The sequence below is a fragment of the uncultured Bacteroides sp. genome (genome assembly GCF_902491285.1).
GTDB lineage: Bacteria > Bacteroidota > Bacteroidia > Bacteroidales > Bacteroidaceae > Bacteroides.
Genome location: NZ_CABUHK010000007.1, coordinates 43,012 through 58,454, shown reverse-complemented (window position 1 = coordinate 58,454; position 15,443 = coordinate 43,012). Strand labels below are relative to the sequence as shown.

Annotated in this window: 11 protein-coding genes; 10 read left to right on the top strand and 1 reads right to left on the bottom strand. The window is 42.9% G+C overall.

Going from position 1 to position 15,443, the window contains the following annotated elements:
* Positions 1–29 precede the first annotated feature (29 nt).
* Together RDN93_RS03070 and RDN93_RS03065 are read left to right on the top strand one after the other, a co-directional pair.
* On the top strand, positions 30–1,019 hold the full coding sequence (locus tag RDN93_RS03070; protein WP_308744189.1) for an alpha/beta hydrolase: 990 nt from the start codon (positions 30–32) through the stop codon (positions 1,017–1,019).
* A gap of 6 nt (positions 1,020–1,025) precedes the next feature.
* The gene (locus tag RDN93_RS03065; protein ID WP_308744188.1) at positions 1,026–1,919 is read left to right on the top strand and encodes a hypothetical protein; all 894 of its coding nucleotides are present in this window, start codon (positions 1,026–1,028) and stop codon (positions 1,917–1,919) included.
* Positions 1,920–2,048: 129 nt separating this feature from the next.
* On the opposite strand, the gene RDN93_RS03060 is transcribed toward RDN93_RS03065, so the two are convergent.
* Positions 2,049–3,257, bottom strand: a complete 1,209-nt coding sequence (locus tag RDN93_RS03060) for an ATP-binding protein (protein WP_308744187.1) — start codon at positions 3,255–3,257, stop codon at positions 2,049–2,051.
* Between the two features lie 269 nt (positions 3,258–3,526).
* Here RDN93_RS03060 and RDN93_RS03055 point away from each other — a divergent pair, with 269 nt between their 5' ends.
* The 8 genes from RDN93_RS03055 to RDN93_RS03020 all read left to right on the top strand — a co-directional run bounded on the left by RDN93_RS03055 (position 3,527) and on the right by RDN93_RS03020 (position 15,422).
* Positions 3,527–4,039, top strand: a complete 513-nt coding sequence (locus RDN93_RS03055; protein ID WP_022137451.1) for an RNA polymerase sigma factor — start codon at positions 3,527–3,529, stop codon at positions 4,037–4,039.
* 38 nt (positions 4,040–4,077) lie between these two features.
* Complete coding sequence (locus RDN93_RS03050) at positions 4,078–5,133, top strand: FecR domain-containing protein (RefSeq protein WP_308744186.1); 1,056 nt, start codon at positions 4,078–4,080, stop codon at positions 5,131–5,133.
* A gap of 150 nt (positions 5,134–5,283) precedes the next feature.
* On the top strand, positions 5,284–8,643 hold the full coding sequence (locus RDN93_RS03045) for a SusC/RagA family TonB-linked outer membrane protein (protein WP_308744185.1): 3,360 nt from the start codon (positions 5,284–5,286) through the stop codon (positions 8,641–8,643).
* An 11-nt stretch (positions 8,644–8,654) separates the two neighbouring features.
* Positions 8,655–10,373 carry a RagB/SusD family nutrient uptake outer membrane protein gene (locus RDN93_RS03040; protein WP_308744184.1) on the top strand — a complete coding sequence of 573 codons (1,719 nt, stop codon included), beginning with the start codon at positions 8,655–8,657 and terminating at the stop codon, positions 10,371–10,373.
* A gap of 15 nt (positions 10,374–10,388) precedes the next feature.
* Complete coding sequence (locus RDN93_RS03035; RefSeq protein WP_167960575.1) at positions 10,389–10,769, top strand: hypothetical protein; 381 nt, start codon at positions 10,389–10,391, stop codon at positions 10,767–10,769.
* An 8-nt stretch (positions 10,770–10,777) separates the two neighbouring features.
* The gene (locus RDN93_RS03030; RefSeq protein WP_308744183.1) at positions 10,778–11,758 is read left to right on the top strand and encodes a DUF4466 family protein; all 981 of its coding nucleotides are present in this window, start codon (positions 10,778–10,780) and stop codon (positions 11,756–11,758) included.
* Between the two features lie 6 nt (positions 11,759–11,764).
* Entirely contained in the window at positions 11,765–13,531 is a 1,767-nt protein-coding gene (locus RDN93_RS03025; RefSeq protein ID WP_308744182.1) for a hypothetical protein, read from the top strand.
* Between the two features lie 13 nt (positions 13,532–13,544).
* Positions 13,545–15,422 carry a heparinase II/III family protein gene (locus tag RDN93_RS03020; RefSeq protein WP_308744181.1) on the top strand — a complete coding sequence of 626 codons (1,878 nt, stop codon included), beginning with the start codon at positions 13,545–13,547 and terminating at the stop codon, positions 15,420–15,422.
* The last annotated feature ends 21 nt before the right edge of the window (positions 15,423–15,443 follow it).

Sequence of the window (15,443 nt, the reverse complement as noted above, 5' to 3'; positions counted from 1 at the left end):
ATTATCTGTACCTAATATAAAGTGATAACATGAAACTGAAACTGATTTTTTGTTTGTGTATGCTGCCGCTTCTCTGCCTTGCACAAGAAGCGCAACCACAGCAGTTCTCCAACCGCTATGGCATGAAGATGATGCGGAACGACGACGGTTCTTATGCCTTGCTGTATGCAAAGAAATACGCAAAGTTTATTGATGTGAACACCATTCCCGATGTGATGGTTCCCTATACCTATCAGGCAGACCGCTTGAAAAGCAAGGATTATAAAGGCGTAACCACCAAGGACATCGTCTACAAGAAACATAAGGATTACGAACTGATACTCACGGTAGACTTTGCTGAGACAGAGAAGCCTGCCCCGTTTGTTGTTTATATTCACGGTGGCGGATGGGCGCGCGGTAATAACGGTTCGTCCCGGTCTTTGTCCCAATACTTGGCGAAACAGAAAGGCATAACAGGCGTACGTGTCTCTTATACATTGGCACCTCAATCCGATGCAACGGTGAAAGTCTCTATCCAGGATATTCTGGACGCAGTGAAGTATGTACAGGAGCATGCCGCAGAACTGAACATTAACCCTGACTGTTTCGGCTTTCTGGGAACTTCTGCCGGCGCGCACCTGGCGGCAGTGGCTGCGATGACTGTCCCCGGAACAAAGGCTTTCGTAGGCTATTCTGGAATATATGACTTGGAAAAGGCTGCCATCACTATGAAAACAAAAGACCCTCAGCGTATTGCATACTTCTGTGACAGGGAGCCGAAAGTGCTTCGTGAAGCCTCTCCCATAAATCTGATTCCGAAGAAGAACGTTCCTGCTTCCATGTTGGTATGTGGCACGTGCGATGTTACGGTAGAGTGTGAACAGAGCGAAATGTTCGCATCGGCATTAAAGAAAAGAGGGGGAGTCTGCGACTTGTTGAAGTATGAATACTATGACCATAACGTAAGTTCGAAGACTTCTGACAAGATGGAAGAGATTTTCTTCAAGTCGGTAGATTTCCTGACCAACCATATTAAATAAATCCAAATGAGAAAAGGAATCCTATTCTTAGCCCTTTTTGCCTTTATCGCCTGCTCCAACAGTTCATCGGAAGTGATAGACGAGAAAGAACAGCCGAAACCGGAACAACCGATGGACGGCACATTAATCGCTGACGGTAATAGTGCAAAAACGTATGACTTGATTAAACGTTCGGGCTATAACCACGAAGCTCCCGACTCCTCGCGCGAACATAAGACGGAGCACTTCCAACATATTCAGCAGGTACATGACAACCAGTTGAATAAGTCTGTATTCGCTTTCTTTATCCATGCTGAGATAGACGATGACCGCGGACTGACAAACATCACCGACCGCCAGCGTAATGAGATAAAGACGGATAATAAATCTCCGAAAAGCCTTGTCGGACAAAAGGGAGAGACTATGGTGTTTTGCTGGAAATTCTGTTTGCCGGCGGGATTCCAGACGACAACCAAATTCTCCCATCTCCACCAGTTGAAGGGTATTGATAATTCATCGGGCACGGCAGACGTCAGTTCCCCGCTTATCACCCTGACTGCTTATTCCAACAGCGGCAGCAAAGGCGGTCAGCAACTGCGGATACGTTATGACAAACGTGGTGGAAGCACTACTACTCTTGCCAGTACAGACCTTGCCGGTTTCCTCGGCAACTGGGTAGAGGTGGAAGAGAAAGCCTGTTTCGGTGAGAATGGTTCCTATGAAGTAACCATCACACGCATCAAAGACGGAAAAGTTCTTTTAAAACTCGGACCTGAAAAGATGGATATGTGGCGCACGGACTGTACGGGACTTCGTCCCAAATGGGGCATCTACCGCTACTTGGGCGAAAACCGGAGTTGGCAAGACCAGTTGCGTGACGAAGAAATCCGTTTTGCCGATTTCTCCATCAAGAAACTTTAGAGAGGGATTTTAAAGAAAACCTTAGAAAAGGACAGACTGTTAGTTTTGTCTATTATGGTGGTCTCCTGTCCGGGATATACTTTCGGGTATATTTTCGGGCGGGAGATTGTTATTTTAAGAGATGGGATATTACAATCGGTTCATTTTTAGAAAATCAGCAAGATGCAGATGATGGATACCTTCTACATTACTTCCTCTATTGAATTCGTCAAGACTGACAACATATTTAGGATAATTATCCTGAATATTCATTAGATTGCCAAATTCACGTTTCTGTGTTTTTTCGTCAACAATTAAATAAGTGACCTGTACATAGACTTTCATCCCTTGTTTAATGCCAATGAAATCTATTTCCTGTTGTTCGTTTTGTCCGGTGTAAATTTCATATTGTAATAAACTAAGATGTAGATATACTGCATTTTCAAGTAGTTTATGTATATCTCGCTGGAGATTGAAACCTATATGGCAATTCCTGAGTCCCAAATCCTCGAAGAAATATTTGTCCCCTACTTCAAATTTCTTTAGTCCTTTAATATCAATACGTCCTATTCTGTTTATCAGATAGGCATTATTGAGTGCTTTCAGGTAGTTGATAACCTGAGTGGTAGATATATCAATACGTTGGGATTTCAAATACTTGCTAATGTTATTGGCTGAAAACAAACTGCCGATATTATCAGCAGTGTAGAGAGCCAGTGTCTCGAGAAAATCCACATTGCGTATGCCTTCCCGTTTTATTACGTCTTTTAATAAAATAGTGGCATATATATTTCTCAAATATTCAAAGGCTAGTTCATCCGTCAATTGTAAACGGGAAAGATAAGGAAGTCCGCCATATGTCAGATAAAGCATCAGGCTCTGATTGTTATCGTCCAACTGATGGAATGCAAGAAATTCGGTATAGCTAAGACTATGGATATGGAATTCGATATATCGTCCGGATAAGTAGGTTGCTAGTTCTCCTGACAGCATTTTAGCATTACTTCCTGTTATGAAAATATCACAGCTGTCTTTGGCTTGCAGACTGCGGAGAACATTCTCAAATCCTTCAATATCCTGTATTTCGTCAATAAACAAATAATTATTTTTATCCAATGGCATCCTGTCCTTGAGATACAAGAATAAATCAGAGTCATTATGAATCATCCGGAATTCTTCATGCTCCATATTGATATAGATGATATTAGCTTGAGGATTATCCTTTTTTATATCTTCCATTAGTTGCATGAGGATACAGCTTTTGCCTACTCTTCGTTGTCCTGTAAGTACCTTGATGATACCTTTTCCAATGAATGGACGAATACGCTCTGTATAAATGGGACGATTGATAAGTTTCATGATTTTATAAGTTATGGTTGATAAACGAAACAAATATAGCGATTTTATTAATCATAACTTATAAAAAACGGATAAACTATCGTTTTATTAATCATAACTTATAAAATGATAGTAGCAATGAACCGGTATAATACGTGTAGTCCGGTTCAAAGCAAAAAAAGTATAGAAATTCTTCCCTAAATAATATATTTAAGTAACTTTGCTTCATCTCGAATTCACGTTGAACTTTAAGCTGTTATACTATTGGAATGGGAAAAAGTGCAGATTGGATGAAGGAAGAGAGATTTAAATCCTTCTTTACTCAATACTACAAAGAACTCTATTATTTCGCCTGTGGATATGTGAAAGATACATGCATTGTAGAAGATATCGTCAGCGAGTCTTTCGTCAAGTTGTGGGCAAATATGGAAAATATCCAGGAATTTGCTGTGAGAAGATATTTACTGCAAACAGTGAAAAATGCCTGTATTGACTATCTGCGAACTCAGAAAGAGTTTTTCCCGGTGGAAGAATGTTACACGTTGGCAGATTTGGATGAGAATCCGTTAGACTATCTTATCTCTCAAGAAGATGAATCCCGTATCATTACTGCCATAAAAGAACTTCCACAACGCTATCAGGAAACTTTAAAGCTCCGAAGTTTTGAAAAACTCAAATATAGTGAGATTGCCCAAAAGATGAATATATCCGTAAATACGGTGAAATCCAATCTGCGTGAAGCCATCCTTATTTTAAGGAAAAAACTGGGAATCTTGCTAATCTTTATTTTTTTTCAGATTTAGACCCACCCTTTTTCTAACCAACATCGTCTTTAATATATATGCAGGAAAATAATAACATAAATAGGATAAATGAACTGATATCTTCTTTCTTTGAAAAAGGATTATCGGAAAAGGAACGGATTGAACTGAAAAAGATACTGGAAAATCCGGAGAATAAACGCTATTTTAGGGAAGCCTATAACATCGAACTGGTCGCAAGGAATATGAAGCCTGATGATTATATGGATTCTGCCTACGACAGGGTGATGGATACTATCAAGGGACAATCTCATGCCCGCCCTGTGCAGAAGAGAAGGTATTTGCAGGTGTGGAAGAATATTGCTGCGGTCATCCTGTTTACAGTATCTTGCTGGGTTGCTTATGAATGGGGAAGTCGTACTGATGGTCTTATAGATGGGATGACTGAAGTAAATGCCCCTTTAGGTTCCAAGTCCGTTTTAAGTTTGCCAGATGGTTCTGTTGTTACATTGAATTCGGGTAGTAGCATCGCATATGCCAAATCTTTCGGAACTGAAGTGCGGAAGATTGAACTACACGGAGAAGCTTTCCTGGAAGTACAGAAAGATAAGAAGCCGTTTATCGTTTCTGCCAAAGGAACGGAAATAACAGTGCTGGGAACCAGTTTCAATGTGAAAGCATACGATGACGAGGATATTGTAGAAACGACGCTGGTTAAAGGTTCTGTAAGAGTGAAACCTGATACAAGCCGGGAAATTCCCGAAGTCTACCTGAAACCGAATGAAACCATCCTGATTTGTAAGAAAAATAAGGATGATATACAGGTAGAACTTAAGAAAGATGTGAATACGCTGTTATACACATCCTGGAAAGACCCTAAATGGATAATTCAGAAGGAGACATTAGAAAGTATAGTCAAGAAGCTGGAACGCAAGTATAAAGTGGAGATAAGTATCGAAGACGAACACTTGAAACACTATAAGTTTACCGGAATCCTGATGGATGAAACGATACAGCAGACACTTGATTTGATGAGGGACACAGCTCCTATTGACTATTGCTGGGAACAGGGAGTGATTAAGATTGGAATAGATAAGCAAAGAAGTAAAGACTTTGAAAAGATAATGAGCAATTGACCTTAAAATGTTTAACTTTATAAATTAATATGACGCCTATGAGACACATCTGACCAAGAAAAATGCAAGGTCGAAGAAAAGGGTAATTCCTTCGACCTTAATTAAATTGTCCTAATCACTAATTATTAAAAACAATTTATTCACAAAGATATGAAAAAATATCTGAAAGTAAAATTCTTGCAGTCAAGAATTACGGGATTCCTATGTCTGTTTTGCTGCCTTATCATGTTCATTTCCGAATGTTACGGCCAACAGGCGAAACGGGAAAAAATTACTTTGAATGTCACTAATCTCCCTGTCAGAGAGGTAATCAGGAATATTGAAAAGCAGACTGATTATCGTTTCTTCTATTCGGAGAACCTGAAAGATTTGGATAGACCGGTTTCTATCAAATGTGAGAATGTGGGAATAGAATACGCAATGCAGAAGATTCTGTCCGGCACTTCTCTGGATTATAAGATAAATGAGAACCGGGTTGTTTCAATTGTTCCTAAAACCCAGTCGAAAGAAAAACTGCAACGGTTGAACGGTTCTATTATTGATGAGAAAGGAACGCCCCTGATTGGTGTCTCCGTACTCATAAAGGGCACCTCGCAAGGTACAATCACTGATATTGACGGAAAGTTTCATTTGGATAATGTAGACCCGTCATCCACCGTCGTTTTCTCCTATATAGGATATGAAACGATAGAGAAACCGGTGAATGGGAAAAGAGAATTGACCGTTATTCTGAAAGAAAACTCTCATTTGCTGAAAGAAGTGGTAGTAGTTGGCTATGGTGCGCAACGGAAAGTAAATTTATCCGGGGCGGTGTCGATGGTATCCGTTGACGAGCAATTATCCGGCAGGTCAATTTCAAGCACTTCCACTGCATTAAGCGGATTAGTGCCGGGATTGATGGTACAGCAATCCAGTGGTATGGCAGGTAAGGATGGAGCTACTTTGAGAGTACGCGGACTGGGTACGGTCAATAACTCGGTTCCTTTGATTGTGGTGGATGGTATCCCCGATATAGAAATAGACAGAATCGACATGAACGACATAGAGAGCATATCCGTATTGAAGGATGCCTCTTCATCGGCAGTCTATGGCTCGAGAGCGGCTAATGGCGTTATATTGATTACAACGAAGAAAGGTAAATCCGGGCGGGTGAATGTGAATTATTCGGGAAATTTCTCCGTTGGAAAAGCTACCGGTTTCTATGATTTCTTAGCCGACTATCCAAGGGCACTGACGTTGCATAACCAGGCGGCGACAAATGGTAATAGCGGCGCTATTTATAAGGACGGAACTATTGACGAATGGATGGCAAAGGGAATGGTAGACCCGGTACTGTATCCTAACACTGACTGGTGGGATGTTATCTTCCGTTCTCCTTTTACACAAAATCATAGCTTGTCTGCTACGGGTGGAAATGAGAAAGGGACTTATTATCTGTCCATCGGTCTGCTGGACCAGGAAGGTTTGATGATTAACAATGATTACAGACGCTATTCTTTCCGCGTGAATGTAGACCAAAAAGTAGGCAACCATTTTAAGGTCGGCTTGAACGCAGCAGGACAGTGGTCGGACCAGGTATATCCGTTGGACGAAGGATTGCTCTCTTATGGAAATGCTTCCACATGGGAGATGGTCAGGACAGTGGCGGGCATCTTGCCGCAACACCCGATTACGGGAGAGTATGGCGGTGCGATGGCGTATGGTGAAGATATTCTTGCCGCCAACCTTTTGTCTAAATATAGCGTGAACAATAATAAGCTGGAGCGTAAGGACTTTAACGGTATGGCTTTTCTGGAGTGGCAACCCTTGTCGTTTCTCCAGTTCAGAGCAGATTATGGCCTGACCTATCGGAATGATTTTACAAAATCATGGAGCATGCCTACTATTCTACAGAATTTCCAGACCGGATTGCCTGGCTATGAGACTGTAACAAAGAGTACCGGTATCACGGATTATACACGCGAACGTACAAAAACAATTCTGAACTTGCACGCTATCTATAACCAGGAGATTTTCAGCGGACACAATTTGCGTTTCCAGTTTATATACTCCGAGGAGTATTGGCACGAAAGGTCACAAAGCAGTTCGCGGAATGACAGGTTCCACCCGAACCTGACGGAAATAGACGGTGCGGGAGTGACTACCCAGTCTACCGGCGGTTCGTCCAGTAAAGAAGGTTTGCGTTCCATTGTAACCAAATTGAATTATGATATACATGACAAGTATATGTTGCAGGCATTGGTACGTTGGGATGCATCGTCCAAATTTTCTAAGGGACACCAATGGGGAACATTTCCTTCCGTATCTGCCGCATGGCGTTTTTCGGAAGAAGGGTTTTTCGAACCGCTGAAAGATGTAGTTTCTAATGCAAAAATCAGAATGTCCTGGGGAAAAGTCGGGAACAATTCCGGTGTAGACCGTTATTATCAGAAAGATACCTATAATTCTTATCCATACACATTCGGAGATAACATACTGGTAGAAGGGTATGCCCCTTATAAACTGATTGACTCGAACTTTACCTGGGAATCTACCGCTATGACTAACTTGGGGCTGGAGCTCTCTTTCTTCAACAATCGCCTGAAGATGGAACTGGACTTATATAATAAACTGACAACGAGCATGATTCGTCCGGGACAAGTATCCAGACTCCTGTCGGGACTGGAAGCACCTGACCGGAATATTGGGGAAATGAGAAACCGGGGAGCCGAAATCTCCCTTTCCTGGCAAGACCAGATAGGTGACTTCTCCTATGGTATCGGAATCAACTATTCATATAATAAGAATAAGTTGCTTAAATGGAATGAACGGTTAGGGCGCGGAGATAAATTCCTGGGATATCCCTACGAAATGGTTTATACGTACAAGGCTGTCGGAATCGCGCAGACATGGGAAGAGATAGCCAATGCTCCCTATCAGAATGATAACCTGGCTCCCGGAGATTTATTGATGGAAGATATCAATGGCGACGGAGTGATTGACAGCAATGACAAGGTAGCCATGCCCAATAGCATGCGTTACATCCCTACGAGTGATTTCAGTATCAACTTCAACGCAGACTGGAAAGGATTTGATTTGAGCATGCTCTTTCAGGGTAATGCGGGAAGAAAGAATTTTTGGCTGGATAACTTCAATAATGTAAACGTATACACGTCCCGTTATGCTTTTCAGGAACACCATCTGGATACCTGGTCGCCCGATAACCGGGGAGCGAAATTTCCGCGCCTGACATCAGGCAGTAACGGCGGATTCAATCAGGAACAATCCACTTTCTGGCTGTATTCATGTGATTATATCAGACTGAAAAATATCCAGTTAGGGTACCGGATACCCTCGAAACTCCTTAAACATATAAGTGTGAGCTCGGCACGTATCCATATATCGGCGGAGAATCTGTTTACGATTACTAAATGGCCGGGTTTGGACCCGGAGAAACTTCCTAAAAGCGGTTCGGAAATACCTTATCCGCTCATGAAGAATTATTCTTTAGGTATAAATGTAACGCTTTAAAACTATATAATATGAAAAGACATATCAATAGTATATTATTACTGGTTGTTTTATTACTACAGGCTAGTTGCATTAATAATTTGCTTGACTATCCGGCTACAACAAAAATTAGTGCGGACACTTTTTGGGAAACGACTGAAGATGCGGAGAAAGGGGTGAACGCTGTTTATAACGCAATGAGGAATGCATTCGGACTGTTTTATAGGTTGGATTGTTATCCTAATGCGGACCTCGTTTATTTTCAGAATGCGAACAGCCAGTCGATAACTTCCGATTATTGGAATAAGTGTTATGCTTCTATCAACAGGGCAAATAATGCCATTATGCAGCTACGCAGGATGCAGTCGGAAGCGGTTACGGAAAAAGACCTGAACCTGCTGAAACGGTACGAAGGAGAAGTACGATTTATCAGGGCTCTCCATTATGCGCTTATGATTGACTTATACGGGGATGTCCAGTATCTGGATCATGTACCCACGCAGGAAGAAGCGTATAGCATTGCAAGAACGCCGATTACCCAAGTCAGGGATTTTATAATGGAAGATTATGATTATGCTATATCAGTGCTTCCCGATTCTTATGAATCGAGTGACGACCAGGGGCGGGCAACTAAAGTGGCGGCTTATGCATTCAAAGGTAAACTGGAACTGTTTTGGGCTTGTTGGAAGAAAAACGGACGTCCTGAAGTGGATAATTTCCAGCAAAACGAGTCGGAAGCGAAAGAATATTATGAGAAAGCTATCGGTAATTTTAAAGAGGTGATGAAACCTGCCTATAATCTCCAACTGTTTAAGGACGGCGCTCCCGGAGAATATGTAAATCCGAACTATCTCCAACTCTTTACACTGGAAAATGAAAAATGCTCGGAAGTCATTTTCTCCATCCAGTATGGCGGCCCTAATATCGGACAAGGTGAAGAATTCGTCAAAATCTTCGGAAACCGGAGCGTACTGAACGGATGGGCAAATATGCAACCGACAAATTACTTGGTAAACCTGTATCAGAGTACTAAAACCGGTGATTATGTTGAACCGGTCGTTCTGAATAAGAACCAAAACTTGACCAATGGTTCGGCAAACCCTAAAACATACGATGGACGTGACTACCGCATGCGTGGCACTATCGTTTGGAACGGACAGAAAATGCGTACCATCACTCCCGATGGAATGACGATTGGGGATAGCGTGCCTTTTATGTTCGGTAATAAGAACGGGTATTTGGATTATAATGATAGCAGAACAGGATATATGTTCCGCAAATTTGTGAGACAATATGCTGGCTATTCCAGGTCTAACGGTCCGCAGGATTTCTATCTGATGCGCTTGCCGGATGTCTGGCTGATGTATTGCGAAGCGATGAACGAACTTTGTGGACCGTCGGACGAACTGTTCACCCTCGTTGACAAAATCAGGGGAAGAGGAAAGCTCCCGGCTTTGGACCGTGAAAAATTCAAGACCAAGGAGACATTCTTTGATGCTGTCAAGCAGGAGAGAGCCGTTGAGTTTGTGGCCGAAGGGCAGCGTTTCTTTGATCTGCGGAGATGGCGGCTTGCGGAAAAAGTCTGGGACTATCCGAACGGCAGGGAATTGCGCAGCACATTGAATGACTTTATTCAAGACCAATATAAGAATGCGACAGACCGTACATTCCCCAGGTATTATATCTATAATATCCCTGAAGATGAGCGTGTGTTGAATCCTAATCTGACTCAGAATAAACCATGGTTGTAATTAAAATATAGAGAAATGAAAACACATATCATATCAATTGTAAAGGTGTTACTCCTGACCATTGTCCTGGGAGCTTGCGATACCGACGAAGAAGTGTATCAAGTGACAGACCGGATGGATGCTTATATAAGTTCTGTACAATTATATACGGCGGACAACCGCAATGTTGCTACGCAGGTGACCATTGACGACGCGAACGGGATTATCAACGTAGAAGTCAAGAACGGAGTAAACCGGGCTCACCTGAAACCTCGTTGTTCTTTGGCTCCTGAGGCTACTATCACTCCTAAAATGGGTGTGTGGACTGACTTCAGCGTATCGGTGAAATATACCGTTATCTCCGGAAGCGGAGAGGTATATAAGGAATATAAGATTATTGTTGTTGAAAAGGAATAAAGAAAGATATGAAAAAGATAAGTTGGTTTTCGCTGTATTTACTGCTCTATGCTGTTGCGGTAGCGTTCTGTTCGTCTTGTTCTGATGATGAAAGTCCTTTGCGAAATGACCTTTTACGGAAAGATGTGGGACCGGTTCTGGTAGGAAATACATTGGAGTTTGCCTACGCAATAGGTTCTACGGATGGCACTCCGATAAAAGCGGTAGAGGTTACAGCGTCTTTCCCGGGTGCCGAAGGAACCGGGATTGCCATGAATAGCAGATACACCAATCCGGATAACGGTGAAGAAGAGGAAGTGCGTATTGCTACGGAGACAAGCACGGAAGGAACTGTCTCCAAAGCCTATATTGTCGATACGATTGCTGCGACTATACGTTATTTCTATGTTGTGCCCGAAGCAGCCCGGGGCAGTAAGATAAAATTCCATTTCCGCAGTATTACCGGAACTGGCGAGGCTACTGTCCAGTCTCCTGAATATACAGTGAGCAATGTGGAAATCTTTAAGAATCTGTCATTGTCGTCCGGAGAGAGAAACTGTTTCTCTTTGGAGACGATGCAGTCTTACTCCGTGACTCAGGTAGAAGAAATGGGTATTGCCGGCAAGATTGATTTTATCTATACTTATAAGCCGACAATGGGTTCCGGGTGGTCATTTGCCCACGGACTGGTATCTCCATCCAATGAGAAAGGATATTTGTATCCTGTTGAAATCCCGTCGGGAGCAACCAACCGCACTTTGATGGAAAAAAGGTATTGGCCTGACGGTCAACTGAAGACCAGCGGAGTGCCTACTATCTATGTCGATGAGATAGATTTGCGTCAGGCTGCGCTGGACGGCGTGACCGCACATGCGTATGAATTAGGACAAGACCAGGGAGTCTTGATAAAGAGTCATGACGGGAAGTATATCGCTTATTTGTATATCAACGAGACAAGCAGTAATCTGAAACGTATGAGTTTTGCGATAAAGCGTTTAACTTTAAAATAGTCTGATATGAAAAACTATATAAAAAATATCTATCTGTTAATCCTCTTTCTCTTTGCTGCGGTAGCTTGCAGTGATAATGATGATGTGATAAAGAAAGATGAGCCCGGAGAGGTGATACCGCCAGTAGTGGTCGAGCCTGTAACTGTACTGGATGAGCAATTTGATGATAAGAACAATTATCTGACATCGGGTGGTCAGCCGTTTCCCGCTTCTTTTTCCAATGGTTATTTTGAAAGAACCGTATCCGATGAGGTTATTCAAGATTTGAATCTGAAAGTATTTTTGGCGCAGTGCCGTTTGGAACCGGATGCTCCCGGCGTTTCAGTGAATGGTAGTACAACCTCGGACGGACGTATATTATTGGATGCTAATACCGGAGCCATAGAGACGGGATTGTTGGGCAGTGTTTCGAAAATCTCACTGGTAGCCGCCAATGGTTCTGCCGATAATGCAGGTACAAAAGTCGTATTGATGATTAAGACAAAAGGGGGGAACTGGGAAGTCTATGCGACAAGCCTGCTCCTTTCCGGCACAAATGCCTGTGAATGGGTATTGGATAAGAAAATTATGAAATATCCGATTTACGTGAAGATTGTTGCGGACGGGGCAACCTCTTCTACCGCTTTGGCAATCTATGATTTTAAGTTGGAAGGGACTTTATGCGAATCTCCTGTTGAACCGGGACCGTCACCTGAAAACACCTTGTTCAATGAAGGGTTCTATAATGACGGTGAAGGTATAAAGACCTTTAAAGCCAGCGACGGTTCGGCTTTCCCCGGCGGAAACTGGAATACAAAAGAGGGCTATTTCGAAAGGACAATAGGAGAACAGGTATTGAAAGTGCGGCTGCACGGATGCCGTATCGATTATACGGAGAATCGTATTTCCATTTATGGTGAGGACACCTCTAAGGGGCGTTTGCAGATAGGAACAGGCGGAGGATATATTGAATTCCCCGTGTTGGGTTCAGTAAGTAAAATCTCTTTGGCTCTTTCTGCCGGAACTGCCGGAGATGTAGCCACCCGTGCCTTGATACAGTATCGGGATAAAGGAACCAGCGATTGGAAAGACCTTGCCATGAGTGAGGATGTTACGGCAAATTCACCTGTGAAATGGGAGTTGAATGATGTTTTCGCCAATCCGGTAGCCATTCGTATTATGCAAGACCCTGCTATTACCAAAGGAAATTCATTGGCTATCTATGATTTGGTGATAGAAGGGGCAACAGACCTGCTGCCGGAAGAAGCGGTTGATGTGACATTGATGGATGAACGGTTCAGAGACTTGGCCATATATACGGTAACTGCGACGGGAGGCGCCCCGGACAGATATACTTTCTATGAAGAGTTACATTATGATCGTGAAGTAGAAGGAAGAACTTTACACACTAAAATTTATCAAGGACGTATACAGAACACTACACAACCCCCTGCAAATGCAAATGGTGCGACACAAGGGCGTCTGTTATTGAAGAATTTTGCCGAGGGAGGTGCTTTGGAAACGCCGATTTTCGGTAGAGTCAAATCAATTGTAGTGAAAGTAACTTCGGCTGACACCGGGCAGAAAAGTAAAGCCGTACTGCAAACAAGAGGCGTAGGCGATGACAAATGGACGGATTATGCTGTTAGTGATGAGGTAGATGAAGCAACGGTTTTGTCGTGGGAATTGGAAAATATTTCGGACGAGCCTGTTGCATTGCGGATTATACAACATCCTGATTACACTCACAATATGGGTATTTATAATCTCACGATAGAAGGAACACTTTATTAATCGGATATACAAAATGAGAACAATCAAATTTCTATTATTATACATACTTCTATCCCTCTGTGGGGGGATAGAAGCCAATGCCCAATTGAAGCATTTGGATAAGGCGGCAGATTTCGGCGAACATCCCCGGTTATTGCTGTTCGACAGTGATATTCAGCAAATAAAAAGTAATATTGAAAAGAATCAGCTATGGGGAAAGATAGATGATGTGATTCAGTCGGAATCCCGGAAACTGTTTGAAGTCGATGCTGTGAAGCGGATAAAGACAGGGCGCAGGCTTTTGGCAGTCTCGCGCGAAGCTTTGCGACGGATTTTCTATCTCTCTTATTCCTATCGCATCACTTCGGACGAGCAGTTTAAAGTAAGGGCGGAAAAGGAGATGCTTGCCATTGCTGATTTTGAAGACTGGAACCCTTCCCACTTTTTAGATGTGGCGGAAATGACCCTGGCTATGGCAATTGGCTATGACTGGCTATACCGTGATTTGTCGGAGCCGTCGAGGATTAAAATCAAAGATGCCATTATCAAGAAAGGGATAGACACTTCTTTCAGTACAGATAACAATAGCTGGCTTTCTTCCGGTCATAACTGGAATCAAGTGTGCAACGCCGGAATGGCATATGGTGCCATAGCGGTTTACGAGGACATACCGGAGATTGCAAAAGTTGTTGTGGACAGGGCCGTCTCTTCCATTGCTTTGCCGATGAAAGGGTATGCGCCGGACGGCGCCTATCCTGAAGGATTTACCTACTGGTCTTACGGCACCAGTTTCAATGTACTCTTCCTGTCTGCTGTCGAAAAGCTCTTTCATATGGACTTCGGACTGTCTTCAATGGAAGGTTTCCTGCCTTCCGCTTATTTCATAGAGAATATGATTACTCCTTCAAAGGAGAGCTTCAATTATGGTGACAGTGGTGATGCCACCTCTTTGAATCCTACCCTTTTCTGGTTTGCGGACAAGATGCATGATTCGACTGTCTTGTGGAGCCAGTACCACTATCTCACAAAAAAGAAAGGCAGCTCATTCGCTAAAAACAGAATCCTGCCGGCATTGATGATATGGGGAAAGAATATCGACTTGGAACATATTCTTCCACCGTCCCGCAACTTATGGGTTGGACAGGGCGTGACTCCGGTAGGCTCTATGAGAACTTCCTGGACTGACCCCGATGCCATATTTGTAGGTTTTAAGACCGGACGTGCCGGAGCCAACCATTCCCATATGGATATAGGTTCATTCATTATGGAAGCGGATGGCGTACGTTGGGCGATTGACCTCGGGCCGCAGGACTATACATCTTTGGAAACCGTAGGAATTGACTTGTGGAACAGAAAGCAGAATTCACAGAGATGGGATGTTTACCGGTACAACAATTTCTCGCACAACACATTGGCATTTGACCATAAGAAGCAGAATGTAAACGGCTATACCCGTATTGACAGTTATGGAGACTCTTCCGGATTCATGCATCTTGTTTCAGACCTGTCGAATGCATATAAAGACCAGATGAAATCGTGCAAAAGGGGAATTGCCGTTGTCGATAATCGTTTTGTCGTAGTGCAGGATGAAATTGAGACATTGGACAAACCGACGGAACTGACCTGGACGATGGTTACCAGAGCCGCTGTCAGGAAACTCAATGATTGTACCTTGGAACTGACCGAGAAAGGTAAGAAATTGATATTCAAAGTAGAGGCCAATCAGAAGATAAAGTTGAGAAGTGTTCCTGCCAAATCTTCCAACTCCTACGATGAACCTAATGACGGTGTAACTCTAATCGGTTTTGAGGCTTCGGTTCCTGCTTTGACACAAGCCAGATATTGCGTGAAACTGATTCCCCGGAATACAAAAGCGAAGTATAAAATAACTCCGTTGAAAGAGTGGAAGTAAACTATTAAAATATACTTGAGT

Coding starts and splice junctions, on each gene's coding strand:
- RDN93_RS03020 (WP_308744181.1), top strand. CDS start 13,545: ATGAGAACAATCAAATTTCTATTATTATACATACTTCTATCCCTCTGT.
- RDN93_RS03050 (WP_308744186.1), top strand. CDS start 4,078: ATGCAGGAAAATAATAACATAAATAGGATAAATGAACTGATATCTTCT.
- RDN93_RS03070 (WP_308744189.1), top strand. CDS start 30: ATGAAACTGAAACTGATTTTTTGTTTGTGTATGCTGCCGCTTCTCTGC.
- RDN93_RS03055 (WP_022137451.1), top strand. CDS start 3,527: ATGAAGGAAGAGAGATTTAAATCCTTCTTTACTCAATACTACAAAGAA.
- RDN93_RS03045 (WP_308744185.1), top strand. CDS start 5,284: ATGAAAAAATATCTGAAAGTAAAATTCTTGCAGTCAAGAATTACGGGA.
- RDN93_RS03060 (WP_308744187.1), bottom strand. CDS start 3,257: ATGAAACTTATCAATCGTCCCATTTATACAGAGCGTATTCGTCCATTC.
- RDN93_RS03025 (WP_308744182.1), top strand. CDS start 11,765: ATGAAAAACTATATAAAAAATATCTATCTGTTAATCCTCTTTCTCTTT.
- RDN93_RS03040 (WP_308744184.1), top strand. CDS start 8,655: ATGAAAAGACATATCAATAGTATATTATTACTGGTTGTTTTATTACTA.
- RDN93_RS03035 (WP_167960575.1), top strand. CDS start 10,389: ATGAAAACACATATCATATCAATTGTAAAGGTGTTACTCCTGACCATT.
- RDN93_RS03065 (WP_308744188.1), top strand. CDS start 1,026: ATGAGAAAAGGAATCCTATTCTTAGCCCTTTTTGCCTTTATCGCCTGC.
- RDN93_RS03030 (WP_308744183.1), top strand. CDS start 10,778: ATGAAAAAGATAAGTTGGTTTTCGCTGTATTTACTGCTCTATGCTGTT.